Origin of the sequence: Actinosynnema sp. CS-041913, from assembly GCF_050942485.1 — a bacterium.
Classification (GTDB): domain Bacteria; phylum Actinomycetota; class Actinomycetes; order Mycobacteriales; family Pseudonocardiaceae; genus Actinosynnema.
On sequence record NZ_CP192037.1, the window covers coordinates 3,187,739 to 3,209,637 of the forward strand.

The 21,899-nt window shown below is 73.5% G+C and carries 16 protein-coding genes; 6 read left to right on the plus strand and 10 right to left on the minus strand.

What is annotated here, in order from left to right; genetic code table 11:
- Positions 1–58: 58 nt before the first annotated feature.
- Both ACQPZF_RS15330 and ACQPZF_RS15335 read right to left on the minus strand, forming a co-directional pair.
- Positions 59–1,234, minus strand: coding sequence for an MFS transporter (locus ACQPZF_RS15330; RefSeq protein ID WP_433272096.1), 1,176 nt, complete (start codon positions 1,232–1,234; stop codon positions 59–61).
- Positions 1,235–1,306: 72 nt separating this feature from the next.
- Positions 1,307–2,164, minus strand: coding sequence for an alpha/beta fold hydrolase (locus tag ACQPZF_RS15335; RefSeq protein ID WP_433272097.1), 858 nt, complete (start codon positions 2,162–2,164; stop codon positions 1,307–1,309).
- A 103-nt stretch (positions 2,165–2,267) separates the two neighbouring features.
- Here ACQPZF_RS15335 and ACQPZF_RS15340 point away from each other — a divergent pair, with 103 nt between their 5' ends.
- Positions 2,268–2,831 carry a CGNR zinc finger domain-containing protein gene (locus ACQPZF_RS15340; RefSeq protein WP_433272098.1) on the plus strand — a complete coding sequence of 188 codons (564 nt, stop codon included), beginning with the start codon at positions 2,268–2,270 and terminating at the stop codon, positions 2,829–2,831.
- An 18-nt stretch (positions 2,832–2,849) separates the two neighbouring features.
- On the opposite strand, the gene ACQPZF_RS15345 is transcribed toward ACQPZF_RS15340, so the two are convergent.
- Positions 2,850–3,788, minus strand: coding sequence for a GlxA family transcriptional regulator (locus tag ACQPZF_RS15345; protein ID WP_433272099.1), 939 nt, complete (start codon positions 3,786–3,788; stop codon positions 2,850–2,852).
- Positions 3,789–3,953: 165 nt separating this feature from the next.
- Positions 3,954–4,817 carry an alpha/beta fold hydrolase gene (locus ACQPZF_RS15350; RefSeq protein WP_433272100.1) on the minus strand — a complete coding sequence of 288 codons (864 nt, stop codon included), beginning with the start codon at positions 4,815–4,817 and terminating at the stop codon, positions 3,954–3,956.
- 104 nt (positions 4,818–4,921) lie between these two features.
- On the opposite strand from ACQPZF_RS15350, the gene ACQPZF_RS15355 reads away from it, so the two are divergent.
- A complete protein-coding gene (locus tag ACQPZF_RS15355; RefSeq protein ID WP_433272101.1) occupies positions 4,922–8,050 on the plus strand; it encodes a BTAD domain-containing putative transcriptional regulator in 3,129 nt (1,042 codons plus the stop codon).
- 61 nt (positions 8,051–8,111) lie between these two features.
- On the opposite strand, the gene ACQPZF_RS15360 is transcribed toward ACQPZF_RS15355, so the two are convergent.
- Positions 8,112–8,411, minus strand: a complete 300-nt coding sequence (locus tag ACQPZF_RS15360; RefSeq protein WP_433272102.1) for a DUF1540 domain-containing protein — start codon at positions 8,409–8,411, stop codon at positions 8,112–8,114.
- A 295-nt stretch (positions 8,412–8,706) separates the two neighbouring features.
- Between ACQPZF_RS15360 and ACQPZF_RS15365 the strand changes: the two genes are divergently transcribed.
- The 3 genes from ACQPZF_RS15365 to ACQPZF_RS15375 all read left to right on the plus strand — a co-directional run bounded on the left by ACQPZF_RS15365 (position 8,707) and on the right by ACQPZF_RS15375 (position 13,267).
- Positions 8,707–10,503, plus strand: coding sequence for a protein kinase domain-containing protein (locus tag ACQPZF_RS15365; RefSeq protein ID WP_433272103.1), 1,797 nt, complete (start codon positions 8,707–8,709; stop codon positions 10,501–10,503).
- A 90-nt stretch (positions 10,504–10,593) separates the two neighbouring features.
- Entirely contained in the window at positions 10,594–11,949 is a 1,356-nt protein-coding gene (gene pcaB / locus ACQPZF_RS15370) for a 3-carboxy-cis,cis-muconate cycloisomerase (RefSeq protein ID WP_433272104.1), read from the plus strand.
- 49 nt (positions 11,950–11,998) lie between these two features.
- Positions 11,999–13,267, plus strand: a complete 1,269-nt coding sequence (locus ACQPZF_RS15375; protein ID WP_433274571.1) for a DUF2252 domain-containing protein — start codon at positions 11,999–12,001, stop codon at positions 13,265–13,267.
- 21 nt (positions 13,268–13,288) lie between these two features.
- Here the strand turns inward: ACQPZF_RS15375 and ACQPZF_RS15380 are convergent, their stop codons facing one another.
- From ACQPZF_RS15380 to ACQPZF_RS15390, 3 genes are all read right to left on the minus strand, one after another.
- Positions 13,289–14,908 carry a hypothetical protein gene (locus ACQPZF_RS15380; RefSeq protein WP_433272105.1) on the minus strand — a complete coding sequence of 540 codons (1,620 nt, stop codon included), beginning with the start codon at positions 14,906–14,908 and terminating at the stop codon, positions 13,289–13,291.
- Positions 14,909–15,007: 99 nt separating this feature from the next.
- Positions 15,008–15,670, minus strand: a complete 663-nt coding sequence (locus ACQPZF_RS15385; RefSeq protein WP_433272107.1) for a hypothetical protein — start codon at positions 15,668–15,670, stop codon at positions 15,008–15,010.
- Between the two features lie 106 nt (positions 15,671–15,776).
- Positions 15,777–18,554 carry a hypothetical protein gene (locus tag ACQPZF_RS15390; protein ID WP_433272108.1) on the minus strand — a complete coding sequence of 926 codons (2,778 nt, stop codon included), beginning with the start codon at positions 18,552–18,554 and terminating at the stop codon, positions 15,777–15,779.
- Positions 18,555–18,773: 219 nt separating this feature from the next.
- Between ACQPZF_RS15390 and ACQPZF_RS15395 the strand changes: the two genes are divergently transcribed.
- A complete protein-coding gene (locus ACQPZF_RS15395) occupies positions 18,774–19,178 on the plus strand; it encodes a hypothetical protein (protein ID WP_433272109.1) in 405 nt (134 codons plus the stop codon).
- Positions 19,179–19,249: 71 nt separating this feature from the next.
- On the opposite strand, the gene ACQPZF_RS15400 is transcribed toward ACQPZF_RS15395, so the two are convergent.
- Positions 19,250–20,434 (minus strand): MFS transporter, encoded by a 1,185-nt coding sequence (locus ACQPZF_RS15400; protein WP_433272110.1) that lies wholly within the window; start codon positions 20,432–20,434, stop codon positions 19,250–19,252.
- Positions 20,407–21,630: an MFS transporter gene (locus ACQPZF_RS15405; protein ID WP_433272111.1), complete on the minus strand. Its 1,224-nt coding sequence runs from the start codon at positions 21,628–21,630 to the stop codon at positions 20,407–20,409. Before ACQPZF_RS15405 ends, ACQPZF_RS15400 begins: the two co-directional genes overlap by 28 nt.
- Positions 21,631–21,899 lie beyond the last annotated feature (269 nt).

A 21,899-nucleotide genomic window follows, 5' to 3' on the forward strand; every position in this document is an offset into this window, starting at 1 on the left:
GCTGGTCCGACCGGACCGACGCTGACGACTGCCGCAGGTTCGGCGCGGTGGTCCTCGCTCAGCTCGGCAGCAGCGCGACGATGGCCGGTCCGAAGGCGGCGCCCAGCAGGTAGCACAGCGTGAACAGCCCGATCGCCGCAGGTCGGTGGGTCGCCGGCACGGCGGTCGTCGCGCGCACCGCGAACACGCCCTGGCCCGACGACGCGGCGATCGACGCCGCGCCCTGGGCGACCAGCAACGCGGCCGGGTCGGCGGTGAGCGCCGCGACGACCGCGCCGGCGACGCCGAGGCCGACCAGCACGGCGGCGACGACCCCGTGCCGGGCCTTCGCGGTGCCCGCCACGACGAACCAGGACAGCGCCCCGCCGAGCAGCAGCGGCCAGAGCATCGCGAACCCGATCTCGGCGGACGTCCACCCGGACAGCCGCCGCGGCAGGACGTACATCAGCCCGAAGTTGACCACCGCCAGGGCGAACGCGAGCCCGGCGGCGGCCAGGAACCGGGGCGACCGCGCCACGGCCGCGGGCAGGAACCCGTCCGGCCGCACCCGCACGTGCCGGACCAGCAGCAACACCCCGACCAGGGCCGCCGGCGCGGCCACCCACGGCTGGTGCGGCACGAACACCAGCGCGGTGACCGTCCCGCCGAGGAGCACACCGCCGAGCAGGTCGACCGCGCCGGACGCGGGCCGTCGTCCCGCGTGCCGGAGCACGGCGGGCACGGCCAGCGCACCCACCGCGGGCAGAACAAGTGTCGCCCGCCACGACGCCAGGTCGGCGACCAGCGATCCGACCAGGGGCGCGGTCGAGCCGACCACCGCGAGCGACGCCGTGACCAGTCCCATCCGCCGGGCCGAGTCGGCGAGGCTCATCGCGACGGCGGTGAAGCCGGCCGCGCCCAACGCCTGGAGCACGACGCCGAGCACGACACCCGCCGGCACCGGCATCGCGGTGGTGAGCACCGCGCCGGCCGACACCAGCGCGGCGCAGCCGATCAGCGTGCGGCGCACCCCGTGGCGGCCGAGGAGCCCGGCCGTCAGGGGTGTGCCGACCGCGATGCCCCAGCCGAACGCCGTCACGACCCAGGTCACCGCCCCGGACGACACGCCGAGGTCGCGGGCCGCGTCGTCGAGGACGAGGGCGGGTCCGGCGATGCCGAACGACAGCGGACCGGCGAGCAGGGCGAGCACGGGCGCGGCGACCCGGTCACGCGTGGCGGCGGGCGGTGGGCGCATCGGTACTCCAGCTTCGGCGGACGGCGACCAGCCGACAGTATGGTCAGATTAGGTGACAGTCAATCGTGGTGACTAACTGAGGACGCGACCGAGGAAGCCCCGGATGTAGCCGGTGATCGTGTCCAGCGAGTCCTCCAGCGCGAAGTGCCCGGTGTCGAGCAGGTGGATCTCGGCGTCGGGCAGGTCGCGCCGGAACGCGAGCGCGCCGTCCGGGCCGAAGATCTCGTCGTGCCGGCCCCAGACCACCAGCAGCGGCACCTGCGAGTCGCGGAAGTACTGCTGGAACGCGGGGTAGGCGTGGAGGTTGTTCCGGTAGTCGCGGAACAGGGCGAGCTGCACCTCGGCGTTGCCGGGGCGGTCGAGCAGGTGCTGGTCGTGGGTCCACGTGGCCGGGCTGATCCGGCTGGGGTCCTTGACGCCGTGGGTGTACTGCCAGCGCGTGGCGTCCGCGGTGAGCAGTGCGCGCACGGCGGGCTCGGTGTCCGGGCCGGGGTCGGTGGCGTAGGCGAACAGCGGCTCCCAGAACGGCGTGAAGCCCTCGGTGTAGGCGTTGCCGGACTGGGTGATGATCGCCGTGACGCGGTCCGGGTGGCGGGACGCCATCTTGAGGCCGATCGGTGCGCCGTAGTCCTGGATGTAGAGCGCGTGTCGGTGGATGCCGAGCTGGTCGAGCAGGGCGAGCGTGATGTCGGTGAGCCGGTCGAAGGTGTAGTCGAACTCGTCCGCGGCCGGCGCGGCGCTGTGGCCGAAGCCGATGTGGTCGGGCGCGATGACGTGGTAGCGGTCGGCCAGTGCCGGGATCAGCTCGCGGAACATGTGCGAGCTGGTGGGGAAGCCGTGCAGCAGCACCAGGTTCGGCGCGTCGGGGTGGCCTGCCTCGCGGTAGAAGACGTGCCGGCCGTCGATCTCGGCGTGGCGGTGGTGGGTCATCGTCGCTCCTCGCTTCTAACTGCTCTGGCGGACTTGAAAGGTTAGGTCGGAAGGCAACCACGGGCGTGTTAACCTGTCAAGCAACCGAGAAGGGTTAGATGTGATGGTGGGAGCGGACGACGCCGTGGCTGCCGCGCTGCGTGCGCGGGGCTGGCCGGAGCGCCCGCTGGTGGACCAGTCGCTGGCCCTGGACCTGCTCAACACCCGCTGGGTGGCCGGTGCCACCAGGTACGACCTGCTGGACCACGACGACCTCACGGCGGCGTGGCTGGTGGACCGCGAACTCGACCGGGAACCTTTGCCGCGCAAGCAACTCCGCGAGGCGCGGGAGGCGTTGGCCGCGGTGGTCGCCGACCCCTCGGACCACGCGCCGCTCAACGCCCTGCTCGACCACGGTCGGCTGCGGCTGTCCGTCGACGGGCACGGCCCGGTCGAGCGCCAGGATGTCGCCGATCCGCTCTGGCGCGCGGCCTGGGCGTGTCTGCGGGACTACCTCCGGCTGCGGGCCGAGACACCCGACCGGCTGCGCAAGTGCGCCAACCCGGACTGCGTCCTGCACTTCCAGGACACCTCGCGCACCGGCCGCCGCCAGTGGTGCTCGATGACGGTGTGCGGCAACCGCCTCAAGGCGCGCCGCCACCACGACCGGAGCCGTTCGCGCGCCTGACAGTTGCGCGCCGGGCCGTCATCGCCGGAACGCGGCCCGATAGGCGTGGGGGCTGGTGCCGACCACGCGCTTGAAGCGGTCGCGGAAGGCGGTGGGGGAGCCGAACCCGACCTGGCTCGCGATCCGTTCGACCGGGTGCGAGGTGGCTTCCAGCAGGTGTTGCGCCCGGCGGACGCGGGCGCGCAGCAGCCACTGCCGCGGCGTGGTGCCGGTCTGCTCGCGGAACCGGCGGTTGAGCGTGCGGGTGCTCATGCCCGCCCGGGCGGCGATGTCCTCCAGCGTGAGGTCGCGCTCGGCGTTGTCGTCCAGCCAGCGCAGCACGGGTTCCAGCGCGGAGCCGCTGGGCGTGGGCGGCTGGTCGTGCACGATGAACTGGGCTTGGCCGCCTTCGCGTTCGAGCGGCATGACGGACAGCCGCGCGGCGTGGGCGGCGGCGGCCGAGCCGTGGTCGCGGCGGATCAGGTGCAGGCACAGGTCCAGCCCCGCCGCCGCGCCCGCGCTGGTGAGCAGCAGGCCGTTGTCCACGTAGAGGACGTCCGGATCGACGTCGATCTCGGGGTGCCGTGCGGCGAGCGCGGGCGCGGCGGCCCAGTGGGTGGTCGCCCGGAGCCCGTCGAGCAGCCCGGTGGCGGCGAGGACGAACGCGCCGGAGCAGATCGAGGCGATCCGCGCGCCCCGGGCGGCGGCACGTCGGAGGGCGGCGAGCACGTCCCCCGGGATGGGCGCGGTGGCGTCGGCGCAGCCCGGCAGGATGATCGTGTCGGCGTCGGCCAGCCCCTCCAGCCCGCACTCGGGGGAGAGCGTGAACGCGCCGGCGTCGACCGTGGGCGTGGTCCCGCAGACCACGACCCGGTAGGCGGGGCCGTCGGGCAGGCGGGTGCGGGTGAACACCTCGATGGGCGTGGCCAGGTCGAACGGGATGACCTGGTCCAGGGCGAGGACGGCCACGGTGTGCATGACGACACGGTAGGCGTGGAGGCCTTGGCGAGAACCCGTCGGGATGTGGCATTCCAGCCAATTCCGGCCGTTGCTCGCCTCGGCGGACCTGGTCGAGGGCCGCCCGGGGCCTCGATTCGGAGCACGGGCGCGGTGCCGATCGAGGCCCGGGCGGTCCCGGCACGACTACCTGGCCAGCAGGTCCCGCAGCGCCTTCACCACGTCGGCCGGCGCCTCCTCGGCCATGAAGTGACCGCACGTCACGGTGTTGTGCACCAGGTCGTCCGTCCACGCCCGCCACAAACCCGCGGCGTCGAAGCCGAGCGCCGAGCCCCAGTCCTGTTGCAGCACGGTCACCGGCATCCGCAGCCGGTTGCCCGCACTGCGGTCCGCCTCGTCGTGCGCCACGTCCACGGACGCCGAAGCCCGGTAGTCGGCCACGATCGAGGGGACCGCCGCGCGGGACGCGGCCAGGTAGGCGGCGCGGATGTCGGCCGGGATGGCGTCCGGGTCGCGGGTCCAGGTGTCCAGGAAGTGGCCGAAGAACGCGTCCGGCGCGGCGCCGATCAGCTTTTCCGGCAGGTCGGGGGCCTGCGCCATCAGGTACAGGTGGAAGCCCACGGCCGCCGAACGGCCGCGCATGACGTCCCACATGTCCAACGTCGGCAACACGTCCAGGGACGCCAGGTGGGTGATCTTGTCCGGGTGGTCCAAGCCGGCCCTGATCGCGACCAGCGCACCCCGGTCGTGGCCGGCCAGGGCGAAGCGGTCGAAGCCGAACGCGCGGGCGACGGCCACCGTGTCCGCCGCCATGGTGCGCTTGTCGTAGGGGCCGTCGGCGGGCTTGTCGCTGTCGCCGTAGCCGCGCAGGTCGGGGCAGATCACGGTGTGGTCGGCGGCCAGGTCGGCGGCCACGTGCCGCCACATCAGGTGCGTCTGCGGGAAGCCGTGCAGCAGCACGACCGGGCTGCCGGAGCCGCCGACGGCGACGTTCAGCCGCACCCCCTCGGCCACGGTGACGCGTTGGTAGTCGAATCCGGTGATGGTCACTGGTGCTCCTTTCGAGTGCTGTGCCGACGAGCCTGCCGACGCCCGATCAGCAACCGGTCAGCGTTCGCTGAGACCGGCGGTGACCTGGGCGTTAGGCTGAAGGAGTGACGGTGGTCTTCGGGGTGCTCGGTCCGCTGGTGGCCGAGGGCGATCGTGGGCCGATCGATCTCAAGGGGCCCCGGCACCGGGCCGTGCTGGCGCGGCTGCTGGTCGCCAAGGGGCGGGTCGTGCCGGTGTCCTGGCTGGTCGACGACCTCTGGGAGGTGCCGCCGGACGGCGCGGTCGGCGCGATCCAGAGCTTCGTGTTCACGCTGCGCCGCGCCCTGGAACCCGACCGGCCGCCCCGGACGCCGTCCAAGCTGCTGGTCACGGCCGCGCCGGGGTACGCGTTGCACGCCGGGCACGCGGTGGACGCCGTGCGGTTCGAGTCGGCCGTCGACGCTGCCCGTGACCTGCTCGCGGCGGGTGACGCCGAGGTCGCGCTGACGACCCTCGACCTCGCGCTGGGGGAGTGGCGGGGACCGGCGTACTCGGAGTTCGCCGACGAGCGCTGGGCGCGGGGCGAGGTCGCCCGACTGGACGAGCTGCGCCTGCTGGCCGTGGAACGCCGGGCGGAGGCGGTGCTGGCGCTCGACCGGCCCGCCGAGGCCGCGGCCGACCTGGAAGCCCACGTCTCGGGTCTGCCGTGGCGGGAGAACGCCTGGCGACTGCTCGCCCTCGCCCTCTACCGGTCGGGACGGCAGGCCGACGCGCTGTCGGCCCTGCGCCGCGCGCGGCGGGCGCTGGCCGACGAGCTGGGCGTCGACCCCGGTCCGGAGCTGCGCCACCTGGAGGCCGACATCCTCGACCAGGCCCCGCACCTGTCGGGCCGCGAGCCGGCGCGGACGCCCGTGCCGCAGGTCGTGGCGGACCGCCCGTTCGTCGGTCGGGCGGCGGAGGTGGCCAAGCTGGCGGACGCGGCGGCGGACGTCGTCCGGCGCGGACGGCTGGGACTGGCGCTGGTCTCCGGCGACGCCGGGGCGGGCAAGACCTCGCTGGCGGAGGTCGTGGCGCGGCGGCTGGCCGAGCAGGGCTGGACCACGCTGTGGAGCCGCAACCAGGAGCACGACGGCGTCCGGTTGCTGCCCGACGCCGTGCCGGACGATCCCGCGCCGTCCGGGCGGCGGCGGGCGGTGGCCGCCCGGCTTTCCGCCATGGCCGGTGACGGCCCGGTGCTGCTGGTGGTCGACGACCTGCACTGGGCGGGTGACGAGACGTTGACCCTGCTGGCGTCCCTCGTCGCCGACCCGATCGCCGCGCCGGTCCTGGTCGTCGGCACGTACCGGGCGACGGAGATCTCCGCCGGGCTGGGCGAGGCGCTGGCCCGCTTCGCCCGCGCCGAACCGAGCCGGGTCTACCTCGGCGGCCTGGACGGGCCGGCCGTGGCGCGGCTGGTCCGCGCGACCGCGTACCGGGACGTGGACGACACCACCGCGCGGGTGATCCACCGGCGCAGCGGCGGAAACCCGTTCTACGTGCGGGAGCTGGCGCGGCTGCTGGACGACGAAGGCGTCGGGGCGCTGTCCGGCGTCCCCGAGGGCGTCCGGGACGTCATCCGCCGCCGCGTCGCGAAGCTGCCCGAGCCGGCCCGGCTGATCCTGCGCCGGGCCGCCGTCATCGGCCGCGAAGTCGACCTCGACCTGCTGATCGCGCTGTCCGGCGACGAGGACGCGGTGCTGGACGCGGTGGAATCCGCCCAACTGATGGGCTTCGTGACCGAACGCGGCCCGGACGAGGTGCGGTTCGCGCACGACCTCGTGCGGGACACCCTGTACGCCGACATTCCCCACGCGCGCCGGTCACGGTGGCACGCCGCCGTCGCGGAAGCGCTCGAACGCGCCAGACCCGACGACGTGGACGCGCTCGCGCACCACTTCCTGCGCGCGGAAAGCCGTGCGACGGCCGCCCGTGCCGCCTACTACGCCCGTGCGGCGGCCGAACGCGCCGAACAGCGGTTCGCCCCGCACGAGGCGGCGCGGCTGTGGCGGGACGCGATCACCGCCCACGACCGTTCGGGATCGGACGACGTGCGGACCCGGCTCCGTTCCGTCATGGGCATGGTGCGTGCGCTGGCCGTCACGGGCGAACTCGCCGCCGCCCGCCGTCACCGCGCCGAAGCCCTGACCGCCGCCGAGGAGCTGGGCGACCCCGAGCTGACCGCGGCGGTGATCGGGTCGTTCGACGTGCCCGCGATCTGGACCGGCAACGACGACCAGCGGATGTCCGACCACCTGGTGGAGGTCACCGAACGCACGCTGGCCGCGCTCGGCCCCGACCACCTCGCCGCACGGAGCCGACTGCTGGGCACGCTGGCGCTGGAGATGCGCGGCACCGCGGGCGAACGGGGTCGGGCAGCGGCACGGGAGGCGGAGGCGATCGCGCGCCGGCTGGACGACCCGGCGCTGCTGGCGTTCGCCCTCAACGGCCGGTTCATGCAGTCCTTCGAACGCGCGGGCCTCGCGCCGCGGCGCGCCGCCATTGGGCGGGACCTGCTGGCCGTGGCCACCCGGCACCGGCTGGTGGTGTTCGAGGTGCTCGCCCACCTGATCCTCGTCCAGGCGCATTCCGCCCTGGCCGAGTTCGCCGTCGCCGACGAGCATGCCGCGATCGTCGACCGCGTCGCCGAACGCCACGAACTGCCGCTGGTCGGCGTGTTCACCGAGTGGTACGCCGCGCTGCGGCCGGCCGTGGCCGGCCGGGACGCCGAGGCGCGTGCCGCCTACCGCACCGCCGCCGCCCGGCTCGGCGGCGCCGGGATGCCCGGTCTGGAGGCGGGCATCCTGCCGTTCGCCCTGCTGTGCCTGGACATCCAGGCCGGCGGCGTTCCCGGCGAGGACGACTGGGGCCCGTACCGGCCCTGGGCGGACGCGCTGCGCCTGCTCGCCGCCGGGCGGCACGGCGAGGCCCGTGCCGCCGTGCGGGAATCGCCGCGAGACCTGTTGTACGAAGCCAGGACGTGCCTCACCGCGACCGTCGCCATCGGGGTGGCCGACCACGACCTGATGCGGGAGGTCTACGACGACCTGCTGCCGGCGTCCGGCGAACTGGCCGGCGCGGGCAGCGGCCTGCTCACCCTCGGACCCGTCGCGCGGTACCTCGGCGACCTCGCCGCCGCGCTGGGCCGTCCGGCTGACGCCGAACGCCACCACCGGCAGGCGCGTGCCCTCACGGCGAAATCCGCCGCGCTCCGGTAAGCCCATTCACGAAATCGCGAGGGCCGTCGAGCCCCCGCGATCCGCTATCGGAAAAGATCGTTCAGGCGGGGTTGTAGGTCAGGCAGTTCGCGGCGTGGTCGCCGGTGCCCGGTCCGACCCGCACGTCGGACGCCGTGCATTCGAGTTCGGAGTTGTACCGGCAGTCGGTGCGCGAGCACGCGCCCACCTGTGCGATTACCTTGGGCAGGCCGCCCTTGCGAGCCAAGGGGATGAAGGTGCCGCAGTCAGCGGCCCCGTTGGCGCCGCTGACGGTGATCGCGAACGCGTGGCAGCCGTCGTGGTTGTAACCACAGCCGGTCACGGTGCACTCACTGACGGCGGGCATTTCCGTGGTGGTCATAGCCGCTCTCCTCGATCGGCGGGTTCGGGCGTTTCAAAGATTGCCACCGGTATTCCATGGTCGCAACACGAGCGCATTTAGGTAAGGCTAACCACGCTCAATTGGGAAATGGGTGTCGGGCGTTATCCCGGGAGGGTTTCCGGCCGGTGCGGGCGGTCGGCGGGCGCGACACACCGCCCGGCGCTCGCCGACGAGGTGGCGGTTGGCCGGCATCGTAGGCGGGTACACACGTTCGAAGGTCGCTGGATCGGGTCTTTCGGGTACTCGACGTGCGCGGTGGGGGAGTGGAGCAGTGGTGGAGGAGCGCACCATCGCGGGCCGGTACCGGCTCACGGCCCGGATCGGCGCGGGTGGCATGGGCGTGGTCTGGCGCGCCGAGGACAACCGGCTGCGGCGGATCGTTGCCGTCAAGGAGTTGTTGACCCGCAACGGTTTCGACGCCGACTCCGCCCGGCGCGCGGTGCGCGAGGGCCGGATCGCCGCCCGGCTCCAGCACGCGAACGTCATCGCGCTCTACGACGTGGTGGAGGACGAGGGCCGGCCGTGGCTGGTGATGGAGTACCTGCCGTCGCGCAGCCTGGCGTCCATCCTCGCCGATCAGGGCACGCTGCCGGTCGACGAGGTCCGGCGGATCGGCAGACAGCTCGCGGCGGGCCTGGCGTCCGCGCACGAAGCCGGTGTCGTGCACCGGGACGTCAAGCCGGGCAACGTGCTCGTCACCGAGTTCGGCACGGTGAAGGTCACCGACTTCGGCACGTCGCGGGTGGCGGGGGAGGGCACGCTCACCGGGTCCGGACTGCTTGTCGGGACACCGGCGTACCTCGCGCCGGAGGTCGCGCGGGGCGGGGAGATGGGCTTTCCGGCCGACGTGTTCGGGGTCGGCGCGACGCTGTACACGGCGCTGGAGGGCACGCCCCCGTTCGGGCTGGACGGTAACCCGATCGTGTTGCTGCACCGGGCGGCGGAGGGCAAGTACGCGCCGCCGGAGAACGCGGGCTCGCTGGCACCCGTGCTGACCCGCCTGCTCGACCCGGACCCGGACACCCGGCCGAGCATGGCGGAAGCCGTCCGGATGCTGACCGAGGACTCCGCCGACCCGCCCACGGTGCTCGCCTCGGCCCTGCCGGTCGCCGCCGCGACCCGTATCGTCGCCCCGCCGGTCGACCCGCCGGCTCCGGCCGATCCCCGGGCCCCGGCGGATTCCTCGGCTTCCGCGGATGCCCCGGCTTCGGCGGATGCCTCGGCCCCGGCCGATGTCCCGGCCCCAGCGGATGCACCGCCGCCAGTGGATGCCTCGGCTCCGACCGATGCTCCGACCCGGGTCGACGCCCCGCCTGTCGAGGCCCCGGTCGCCCCTGCGCCTGTCCAAGGCTCCGCCGGCCCGCAAGCCCCCACGGTGCCCGCCGCGACCCCGCCGGCTCCCACGGTGCCCGCCGCCACCCCGCTGCCGCGCACCCCGCCCGCCGGCAGCCCGCCGGTCCACCTGCCGCCCGACGAGCCGACCTCGGACTCACCCGAGAAGAAGCGCCGGCCGGCGTTGATCGCGGTCGGTGTCGTGGCGTTGCTGGCCGTGGCACTGGTGCTCCTGCTCAACCGGGACAACGGCCAGTCGCCGGGCGGCCAGGCGTCCGACACCGGCACACCTTCGGACACCGCGACCGTCGAGCCGACCGGCGAGGTCACGCCGACCGAGCCGCCGCGGACCGAACCGCCGCGGACCACCACCGAGCAGCAGCCGACGACTTCCGCCGCCCAGCCCACCACGCCGTCCGCCGCGCCCCAGCCGGTGGGCCCGGGTCAAGCGCTGAGGGACTACTACGCCCTGCTGCCGGGCAACACCGAGGCCGGCTTCGCCCGGCTCACCGACCGGTTCAAGTCCGGCCGCGGCCTGACGCCGGCGGGGTACCGGCAGTTCTGGAGCAACAAGGCCGCGCAGCTTTCGGACATCCAGGAGAACGGCAACCAGGTGACCGCGACGGTGACCTACGTCCGTGCCGACGACGGCTCCACCATCGAGCAGGAGCGGAACGTCTACACGCTGGTCCAGGCCGGCGACGGCTGGGCGATCGACGCCCAGCAGAAGGTGGGCTGACCCTTGTCCGGCGAGCAGCGGGCCGACCGCGGCACGGGTCGAGGCGCCCCCGGCGTGCGGACGGCGTCCGGGTCGACCATCCTCGGCCACATGTTCGGAGACAGCGGCCTGCTCTCGCCCGGCTGGGCGGACACCGACGTGGACACCCTGCTGGACGACCGCGCGTGGCTCACCGCGATGATCAGCGTGGAGGCGGCGCTGGCCCGCGCCCAGGCGGACATCGGCATGGTCCCGCCCGAGGTGGCGGAGGCGATCGCCGCCGTCGACCCGGACCGGTTCGACTGGGCGGGGCTGGTGGCCGGGGTGCGGGCGACCGGCAACCCGACCGTAGGCTTCGTCGGCCAGTTGACGGCGCTGGTGGCGTCGGACGACCCGCGGGCCGCCGAGTACGTGCACCGGGGCAGCACCAGTCAGGACATCCTCGACACCGCCACCATGCTGATCTGCCGGACCGTGCTGGACCGGGTGCGCGACGACCTGCTGCGGGTCGCGTCCGCGCTGGCCGGCTTGGCCGAGACGCACCGCGACACGCTGATGGCCGGTCGCACGTTGACCCAGCACGCGGTGCCGATGACGTTCGGCCTCAAGGCGGCGGGCTGGCTGAACGCGGTGCTCGACTGCCTGGACCGCCTGCGCGGACACGTCCTGCCGGTGTCGCTGGGCGGGGCGGCGGGCACCTTGGCCGCGTACCAGGAGTTCACCGACGACGCCCTGGACCTCGTCGCGCCCTTCGCGGCCGGACTGGGCCTGGCCGCTCCGCCGCTGCCCTGGCACGGCTTCCGCGCGCCGATCGCCGAGACCGGCGGCCTGCTGGCCCTGGTCACCGGCACCCTCGGCAAACTGGCGTCGGACGTGGAAGTCCTGTCCCGCACGGAGATCGGCGAACTGACCGAGCCGTCCGCACCGGGCCGCGGCGGGTCCTCGGCGATGCCCCAGAAGCGCAACCCGGTCTACACAGCGGCGATCCTGACCGCGGCCCGGCAGGTCCCCGCGCTGGTCTCCGTGCTGCACCAGTCCATGGTGGTGCCCGACGAACGCTCCGCCGGCGGCTGGCACGCCGAGTGGCAACCGCTGCGCGAGTGCCTGCGGCTGGCTGCCGGCGCGGCCCGCAACGCGGCCGACCTGACCGAAGGCCTGACCGTCCGCCCGGACCGGATGCTGGCCAACCTGAACCTGACCGGCGGCGCGATCGTGTCGGAACGCCTGACCGCCGTCCTCACCCCGTTGCTGGGCAAGGCGGAGGCGAAGAAGATCCTGACCGAAGCCACCCGGACGACCGCCGACCAACCCGCCCGACTGCCCGAGGTGTTGGCCGACCTGCTGTCCGATGACGTGGAACGCTGGCGTGCCCTCTGCGACCCGGCCGGCTACCTCGGCGCGTCCCGTGCGCTGACCGACCGGGCTCTCGCCAGGTACCGCTCCGCAGGGCAGCACCGTGGTGACTGATCGCGGCGACCGGATCGTGGCCGTGCTGGAGGGCGCGTTCTCGGCACTGATGTCGGCCGACCCCGTCGCGTTCCGGCACAAGTTCCGCAAGATGGCGGCCGAGCCGTTCGCGTTCTACCGGGGCAGCGCGTGCCTGTTCTACGCGGACATGGCCGAGGAGCCCGATCGGTGGGCCGACGACCGGACCGGTCGGGTGTGGATACAGGGGGACCTGCACGCGGAGAACTTCGGCACCTACATGGACGCCAAGGGCATGTTGGTGTTCGACGTCAACGACTTCGACGAGGCCTACCTCGGGGCGTTCACCTGGGACGTGCGGCGGTTCGCGGCCAGCATGGCGTTGTTGGGCTGGCGCAAGGCGCTGCCCGACCACACCATCGCCGACCTGGTGCGCACCTACGTGGCCGCCTACGTCCGCCAGGTGCGGTCGTTCGCGGAACGGCCCGGTGACGAGTTGTTCGGGCTGAGGCTGGACAGCACGGAAGGCGTGGTGCGCCAAGTCCTCCTTCGCGCCCGGCTGGCCACGCGGGTCGGGCTGCTGGACGAGAAGACCGTGGTCGTGGACTACGAGCGCCGGTTCCGCCGGGACCGGCCGGGCACGCGGGAGTTGGGCGCGGCGGAGCGGGCGGTGGCCGAGCGGGCGTTCGAGGTCTACCTGGACACCATTCCCAGTGGGAAGCGGGCGACCAGCAGTCTGAGCTACGCGGTCAAGGATGTCGTGGGGCGCAGCGGTTTCGGTATCGGGTCGGCCGGGTTGTCCGCGTACAACGTGCTGGTGGAGGGCCGTACCCAGGCGTTGGAGAACGACGTCGTGCTGTCCATGAAGCAGGCGAACGTGGCCGCGCCCAGCCGGATCGTGCACGACGACCGCATCCGGGACTACTTCACCGACCACGGGCACCGCACGGCCGTGTCCCAGCGCGCGTTGCAGGCCCACGCCGACCCGTGGCTCGGGCACACCCGGATCGACGGCGTCGGGTACGTGGTGGCCGAACTGTCCCCGTACGAGACGGACATGGACTGGACGGACCTGACCGAACCCGCGGACATGCTGCCGGTGCTGGAGTACCTGGGCCGGGCGACGGCGAAGATGCACTGCGTGTCCGACTCGGACTCCGAGCAGACCCTGGTCGACTTCCAGAGCGAAGAGGCGATCGCCGCCGTGATCGGCCACCGGGAGGCGGAGTTCGCCGACGACATGGTGGACTTCGCCCTGCGCTACGCCGACCGCACCCGCGCCGACCACCGCCTGTTCGTCGAAGCCTTCCGCGACGGCCGGATCAGCGGAGTCGAGTCGACCGCGCAGGATGCCGGCTGATCACCCACCGGGCCGGGGCGGCTACAGCTTGGTCACCTTGCCGCCGACCTCCATGACCCCCGGCAGCACGCGCGGGCACTCGTCCAGCGCCGCGTCGTAGCCCAGTTGGCGGCCGGTGGCGAGGTCGAGCACCGCGAACTGGCCGTTGGCGATGAGGTAGATCCGGCCGGCCTGGGTTCCGCAGTAGTAGTTGTAGGCGGCGACGTTCCACACCTCGGCCCCGGTGTCCAGCTTCCTGCCGGTCATCGCCGGCCAGCCGTGCACCAGCGTGCCGGTCGGCACGTCCCCCACCAGCGGCTTGTCGAGTCGCGCCTGTTCCCAGCGGACCGCCTGGCCCGGCAGGTCGCGCAGCGCCGTCCCGGTCGGGGAACCGTGCACCACGGCCTTCCCGTCCGACGTCACCAGCACGAACCCCGCTTCGACGGACCCGGCGAGCTGCGGGTCCGCCACCCGGCCGTCGACGGCGCCGTCGGCGGGATCGACCAGGTCCATGAACTCGGGGCTGCCGTAGACGGTGGTCGACGGCGGGCCGGGCACGCCGATGTGGTTGCCCACCACGACCCGGCCTGGCTGGGGGCGCATCCGGCCGGTCGTGAGGTCCACCGCGAACGGGTCGTCGTTCGGGAAGAACGCGATCCACGCGAAGCGGCCGTCGGCGGTGAGGGCCTTGGGCGGGATCTCGCCACCGCACGCGGTGTAGGACTCGTCCGCGGTCTGCCCGGCGGGTGACTTCGTCCGGGGCTCGGTGCGCCACACCTCCCGCCCGGTCCGCGCGTCGCGGGCCACCAGAGTGCGGCTGTCGACCGTCGGCGCCGTGCCCTTGGCCGCCGTGACCGACTGCTCGAACGACACCACCAGGTCGCGTTCTCCCTTGACCACGGTGTACTTGCAGCGCAGCGACGCCTGCCGCGACGACGGCAGCGCCACCTGCCCGACCACCTCGCCCGTGGCGATGTCGATGGTGGTCAACGCGCCGTCGTACCCGGTGCCGCGGTCCGACACGACGACGACCCGGCCGTTCGACTCGACCAGGACGTCGTCCTTCCCGGCGTACAGCGCCGCACCGGACGGCACGGCCGGCCTGGTGGTCGTGACCGTGCTCGCCGTCGTCGTCGTGGCCGTGGTGGACCGGTCGGCCACGTTCGCCGGGGCCTCGTCGTCCGGCGTCACGAGGAACGCGGCCACCACCGCGACGACCACCACACCGACCGCGGCCAAGCCGATCCGGCCGTTCCTGGTGCGGTGGATGTGCTGGATCCTGTCGCCGATGTGGCCCGCGTGGACGACGTCCCGCCCGGCCTGGTTGATGGTCGCCCGACCGGTGACCGTCCCGCTGATGTGCGCGCTCTGCCGGATCACCGGCAGCGGCGCGGTCACCGCCTCCTCGAACCGCACCCGTTCGACCACCACGACCAGCGCGGCGGCGAAGTCGTTGTCCCGCAAGGCGTCCTGGAGGGCGGCTCGGAGCGGGTCGAGGTCGGCGGGGTCGGTCCGCAGCCGCTCCAACGCCTGCGCCGTCGACCCGTTCGAGGCCAGCAGGCGGTCGAGCGCCTCGGCCGCGCTGCCCGAGGGCGGCGGACCCGCCGACAGCTTGCGTGCGCACTCGACCGCCGATTCGACCGGACCGGGACCGACCGTCATCGAGCACGCCCTCCGTCGAGCGACTGTTCCGTCGCTCTATCGGCCTACCCGGTCAGGTGTTACGCCCCGTGGCCCTGTCCGGGTAGGCGACACCGCTGGTCAGCTCACGAGCTGCTCGATCTTCGAGATCTGCAATGCCGGCCACTTCCGGACCATGTCGCGCTCTTCCGTCTCGCTGACCTGGTCACTGCCGTCCCAGACGGTGGAGGCCACGACCACCGTGCCGACCCGGACCGCCATGGACGTGGCACCGGGCACTTCGAAGGACAGGCTCGCGTCGCCCAACCCGGGCGAGCCCTCCTTGAGGTTCGGGATGCCCGCATCGTTGATGCGGTCACGGGTGTCGGTCACGAGCCCGTTCCAGGCGGCTTCAGCCGCTTCCTCGTCGTCGTAGGCCAGGACGTTGGACAGCACCCGGAAGAACACGTTCTCCGACAGTTCGAGCACGACCATGCCCACCCCGTGCACGTGCTCGCAGGCCCAGCCGTCGCCTTCCGCACGCCACTTCCGGCACTGCTCGTCCAAGGCGGCGCCGGTCAGCACGGACCGCCCGTCCTTGTTGGAGGACGGCACCGACAGGGAACCGGTGAGCCCGTCGTGCGCGACGAACCCGGGCAGGTCGCGCACGGTCGGCAGCGCCGCATCGACATCCGCGGCGTCCAGGGTCGGGGCGGGCCACAGCAGCCAGGCGCCGAGACCGCCCAGTGCCAGCACCACCACCACTACACCGACCAGGGCGCGGCGGCCCATCTTCCGGAACATGGCGGTCACCGTAGGGGCGCGGTGCCGGGACCGGTCCCCGACTCCACCGGGGGTGCAGCCGGTCCACGACCTCGCCACCGCGCAGAGTGCGGCACAGTCGGCCGCGTCAGCACGGCGGCCGGTAGGCGACGCCGGGGAAGTACACCGACCAGTCGGACGCCGGGATGCGCTCGCCGCCCATCTCGCACACCCACGCGGCGGCCTGCTCGATGGTGATCCGGTCCGGCGGCGAGTCCGGCAGCCGCCACAGGGCCACCGTGTCGTCGTCGCTCGCGGTCGCCAGCGTGTGGCCGGTGACGGCGACCGACACGATCGGCTCGGTGTGCCCCTCCAGGCGGGCGGTCTGCTTGGGCGCGAAGGGGTCGGACACGTCCCACAGCCGGGCGGTCTGGTCCGACGCGGCGGTCGCGAGCAGGCGGCCGTCCGAGGTGAACGCCGCCCCGCGCACGATCCCGTCGTGTGCGGTGAGGGCGGTCGACCGGAGGGTGGCCATGTCCCACAGCCGTGCCGTGCGGTCCTCGCCGGTCGTCACCAGGAAGCGGTGGTCCGGGCTGAACGCCAGCCACACGGCGGGCGCGGTGTGGCCGGTGAGCCGGGTCGGCGGGCCCGGTCGGCGCGGGTCGCCGATGTCCCACAGCCCCAGCTTGCCGTCCCGGCTCACGGTGGCGAGCCGCCGCCCGTCCGCGCTGAACGCCACCGACACCACGATGCCCTCGTGACCGCGCAACGTCGCCAGCGCCACCGGCGCGCGTGGATCGGTGACGTCCCAGAGCCGCGCCGTCCCGTCGGAGCCCGCCGTGGCGACCATGCGGTCGTCCGGGCTGAACGCGGCCGTGTTGACGTGGTCGGTGTGCCCGGTGAGGACGGCGAGCGGCACCGGGTGCCTGCGGTCCGCGACGTCCCACAGCCGGGCGGTGTCGTCCCAGCTCGCGGTGGCGACCAGGGGACGGGTGGGGCTGAACGCGACGGTGTTGACGTTGTCGCGGTGACCGGCGAGCGTGGCCGACTCGCGGACGCGGCCGGGATCGGTGGCGTCCCACAGCTTCGCCGTGTGGTCGTGGCTCGCGGTCGCCATGGTGCGGCCGTCCGGGCTGAAGACCACCGAGTTCACGTTGTCCGTGTGGCCGCGCACGCGGTGGGCGTAGGGCAGCGGGAACGAGCCCAGCAGGCCGTCGCGGGCTTCGGCGGTGGGCGACAGCCGGTAGGCGGCCAGGGCGACCTGCACGGCGAGGGCGGGGTCGGTGCGGCGCAGCACGGCGGCTTTGCCCGCGGCGACCCGCGACAGCGCGGCGTCCCGCCGGCGGGCCGCGTCCTGCTGCGCGTTCACCGCGTAGGCGGTCACCGTCACGGCGAACACCAGCAGGACGCTGAGCAGCGCGACGAGGCGTCGCAGCCGGCGGGACCGACGGCGGTCGAGGTCGTGCTCCGCCGCCTGCGCGGCCAGACCGGCGCGCACGAACTCGCGTTCCCGGGCGGTCAGCGCGGAGTCGTGCCGAGCGGCCCAGTCGCGAGCCCTGGCCAGCCGCAGGCCGCGGTACAGGGCGCCCGAGTCGCGGTCCAGCGCGTGCCACGCCTCCGCCGCCTCGGTGAGCCGGCGGTGCAGCCGCAGCCCTTCCCGGTCGTCCGACAGCCAGTCCCGCAGCCGGGGCCAGGCCCGGATCAGCGCCTCGTGCGCGATCTCCACGGTGTTGTCGCCCAGCGACACCAGCCGGGCCGCCGCCAGCCGGTCGAGCACCTCGTCGGTGTCGGCGTCCAGCTCGGTCCGGGCGATCCGGCGCTTGGTGTCCTCGGTGCCCTCGCCGGGCGCGATGAGCCGCAGGAGGAGGTTCTTCGCCGGCTCCCGGCCGGACTCGGTGAGGCCGGTGTAGACCGCTTCCGCCGTTTGCGCGAGCGCGCCGTCGATCCCGCCGGCCGCCTGGAACCCCGCCAGGGTCAAGGTGTTGCCCCGTCGACGCAGCCAGGTCTCCAGCAGGGCGTGGGACAGCAGCGGCAGCACGCCCGCGCCGTCGGTCCGCGCGACCAGTTCGGTGACCAGCGCGCTCTCCACGATGAGGCCGGACTTGGCGGCCGGCCCGGTGATCGCCAGCCGCCGCTGCGCCGGGGTCATCGGCCCGACCGCGACCTGGCCGTCCCGCAACGCCTCGACCAGGCCCGGGTGGTCCGCGCAGTGCCCGTAGAAGTCGGCCCGCACGCCGATCAGGACCCGGCTCAAGCTGTGCTCGTCCTGCGCGACGGCGAGCAGCGCGTCGAGGAACCGGGCGCGCTCGTCGTCGGCGCAGAGCGTGAACACCTCCTCGAACTGGTCGACCACCAGCACGAACCCGTCGTCCGCCGCCGCGTGCCGGATCAGCCGGAGCAGCCCGCGGCGGTCGGCGACGAGTTCGGCGTGCAGCCGGCTCGCGCTGTCGCCCAGCAGGTGGGCCAGCCCGATCGCGCACTCCTCCAGGGGACGCGCGCCGGGCGTGATCAGCAGGGCCTGGTCGAGCCGGGGCAGCACGCCCGCCCGCAGCACGGACGACTTGCCCGACCCGGACGCGCCGAACAGCCCGACGAGCCGCTGCCGCGCCAGCCGCCGCAGCACGTCGTCGACCAACTCCTCCCGCCCGAAGAACAGCTCCGCGTCCTCCCGCTGGAACGCGGCCAGCCCGACGTACGGCGAGGCGTCCCGCTCCGCGTCCGGGACGGGCTCGGCGAGTTCGTCGGCCACCTCCTGCCAGCGTTCCCGCCACGGCTCCTCCTCGCCGTCGCAGGCCCGGACGTAGGCGAGCGTGACGGCGAGGCTCGGCAGCTTCCGGCCCGCGGCGGCCTGGGACAGCGTCGCCTCCGAGTAGTGCGCCCGCGCGCTCAGCTCGCGGTACGTCGGTCTGCCCGCCTTGTCGCGCACCAACCTCAGATCACGCGCGAACCGCAATAACGCGGTGTCCCCCTCATCGAGTGGACGTTCACCCCGTGGCATCCGCATCCCCCCATGCGTCGACGTTTGTTCAGCCTTCGTTGTTCGTCCCCCGACCGCCGACACCAAAGAACCCGCCACCGGTACGGATGGACCCGGACGCCGCCGAATCGCGGGGCGCCCGGGTTCGAAACTATCGAGGAGGACGTGATGTCGTTGTCCGTCAAGAAAGTTTCCCTGGCAGTTGGACTCAGCGCGCTCGCGCTGGGTGGCACGGTGACCTCCGCCGCCGCCCAGCCGGTGCCGACCGGGGAGTTCCAGGCCCTGGCCTGCATCCAGCCGGTGGGCCCGGCGCACGTGCACGGCCGGACCATCCGGTTGTGGCGGTGCGACGCGCCGGGAGGCGGCTACCACTGGCACGGCCAGTTGATCGGGGGCCAGCAGCACGACGCGGTGTGGCTCAGGAGCGCGGCGGGCACGGTCACGTTCACCACCTACGTGCCCGCGGGCGCGTCTTCGGTGGACACGCCGGACGTCGGCCCGCACGGTGGCCCGTGGAGCGCCTGCGGCAAGGCTTTCGACCTTCCGCAGGAAGCCTGCACCGGAGCCAACTGATCCCCTGTCGGGGGGAGGACGCCCGGCGTCCTCCCCTCCTGGAAGGGCTCTTCCCAGCGCCGTAGGCGGTGTCAGCGGCGCGCCCTTGGCGTGGCCGGTGCTCCCGAGGCCACCGGCCACGCCACCCGCCGCGCGAAGTGTGCCCACACCGTGACGACCACCAGCACCGCGACCGAGCCGCCGACGAGCATGACGGTCGACGGGGAGGTGCGGTCCACGACCACGCCGCCGGCCAGCGCCCCGATGCCGATGGTCGCCTGGAACGACGCGGTGAACAGCACCGACGCCGCCTCGGGCGCGTCCGGCGAGGACTTGGCGAACCAGGTCTGCGAGCACATCGGCACAGCTCCGTAGGCCATGCCCCAGACGATGAGCAGCACCACTGCGCCGACGACCCCTCCACCGAGGACGGGCAGCAGCAAGGTCGCGCCGGCGAGCAGGGCGGCGCTCACGCCGAACACCGCCCGGGGATGGCGCGCGACCCGGGCCCCGGCGAGGAAATTGCCGGCGACGCCCGCGGCGCCGTAGACCAGGAGCAGGATCGTGACCATGCCGGAGCCCGCGTGGGTGACCTGCTCCAGGAACGGCGTCACGTAGGTGTACGTGCCGAAGTGGGCCAGCACGACCAGGAACGTCACCAGCAGGCCCACCCGGGTGTTCGTGCTCCGCAGGATGCCGCGGAGCACGTCGAGCCCGGTGGCGCGGACAGCGGGCAGGGGCGGCAGCACCGCCAGGAGCGCGACGAGCACACCGCCGCTCGACACCGCGAGGACGACGAACGCCGCCCGCCACCCGGCGAGGTCACCGATGAACGTGCCCGCCGGAACGCCCAGCACGGAGCCCAGCGGCACGGCGGAGAAGATCACCGCCGTGGCCCGTGCCGCGGACCCTGGCGACACCAGCCGCTCGGCCAGACCCGCGCCGATCGACCAGAACCCGCCGATGGTGACACCCACCAGCACGCGGGAGACCAGCACGACCCAGAAGTCCGGCGCGATCGCCGCCAGGACGTTCGCCACCGTCAGCAGGAGCATGAACACGCACAACATCAACCGGCGGTCGACGCGCGCGGTGGCGACCGTGACCACCGGAGCGGCGAGCGCGGCGACGAATCCGGGCACGGTCATCATCAGGCCCGCCGTCCCGTCCGAGACGGCGAAGTCGGACCCGATGGACGTCAGCAGCCCGATCGGCAGGATCTCGGTGGTGACGATGGAGAAGATGCCCATCATGACGGCGGTGACGGCGGCGGACATGCCTCCACTTCATCAGCCGCGCCGGGAAAGGTCTGGCAGGTTCGAGACAGGAACGTGCGCCGCCGGACGAGCACCAGGAGCGGCAGGCACACCAGGACGGCCGCGGCCCACGGCAACGTGAGGGCGTCGACGTGGAGGAGCAGGCCGCCGGACAGCGCGCCCAGCGCGACCGCCCCGTTCCACGAGGCGATGGTCAGCGACTGGGCGGCGTCCGCGGTGGGGCCCGCGATGAGCGCGGTGGCCGACTGGAAAGCCGTCGGCGCGCCGCCGAAAGCCAGCCCCCACAAGCCGGACGCGACCAGCACCAGGACCGGATTCCCCTGACTGGCGAAGAAGAGCACGATGCCTGCCCCGGTCAAGCCCGAGCAGAGGCCGAGCACGGCACGTGGCCGCCGGTCCAGGGCGGCGCCGACCGCGAGCAGCCCCGGCACCGTGGCGGCCCCGAACACGAGCAGCGCCGTGCCGAGCAGGTCCGCCTGCCCGAACCGCGCGAGCACGGGACCGACGTAGGTGTACATCACGTTGTGGCCCAAGGAGAACGTGAGCACGATCAAGAGCATCGCCGCCATGCCGGGCAGCCCGAAGGCCGTCAGCGGACGGGTCGGCCGGGTCGGACCCGCGGTCTCACCGGGGAATCCGGGCACCACCAGGACGATCCACACCGCCAGTGGCACCGTGGTCAACGCCATGGCAGCGAACGCCCAGCGCCAGTCCGCGAACTCGCCGAGCGCCGTGCCCGCCGGGACGCCGAGGGCGAAGCCGATCGGCGTGCCGGACATCGCCACGGCGAGCGCGCGGCCGGTCATGGCCGGTGGCGCGAGGCGCATCGCGTAACCCGCGACCAGGGACCACATCACGCCGGTGAGCGCGCCCGACGCGATGCGGGCCACCAGGATCAGCGGGTACCACGAGGACACCGCGATGACCAGGTTGGCCACCAGGAACCCGGCGATCAGCGCGAGCAGCAGCGTCTTGCGCGGCACGCGGAGAGTCGCGGTGGTCAGCGGGATCGCGGTCAGGGCGGTGGTGATCGCGTACACCGTGACCAACTGCCCGGTGGTGGACGGGGACACGCCGAGGTCCGCCGACATGCCCAGCAGCAGACCCGCCGGCAGCACCTCGGTGAGGCAGCCGAGGAACACCGTGGTGGTCAGCGCGAGCAGCGCCCCCACCGGCAGCGTTGTGTTGTCGTGCACGGGAAGGACGATCCGGGTGCGGGACTCCGGACGGTACTCCCGGCTGCGGATGCCGCGGTGTTATCCGACCGGCGCACGGGCGCTGGTTCGACCGGCCCGTCGATTTCGTGGCTCCGGTGACACAGGCGCGCGATAACCCGGCGGCATCACCGGATGGCAGTGCCGCCCGGCCGGCAGCCGATCGGACGATGGCGGCGCGCGCCCCTTCGCGGAGCCCGCGACGATCCGACCCTGCCCGCAGAGAGGCTTCACCCATGCGTGTCCGGATT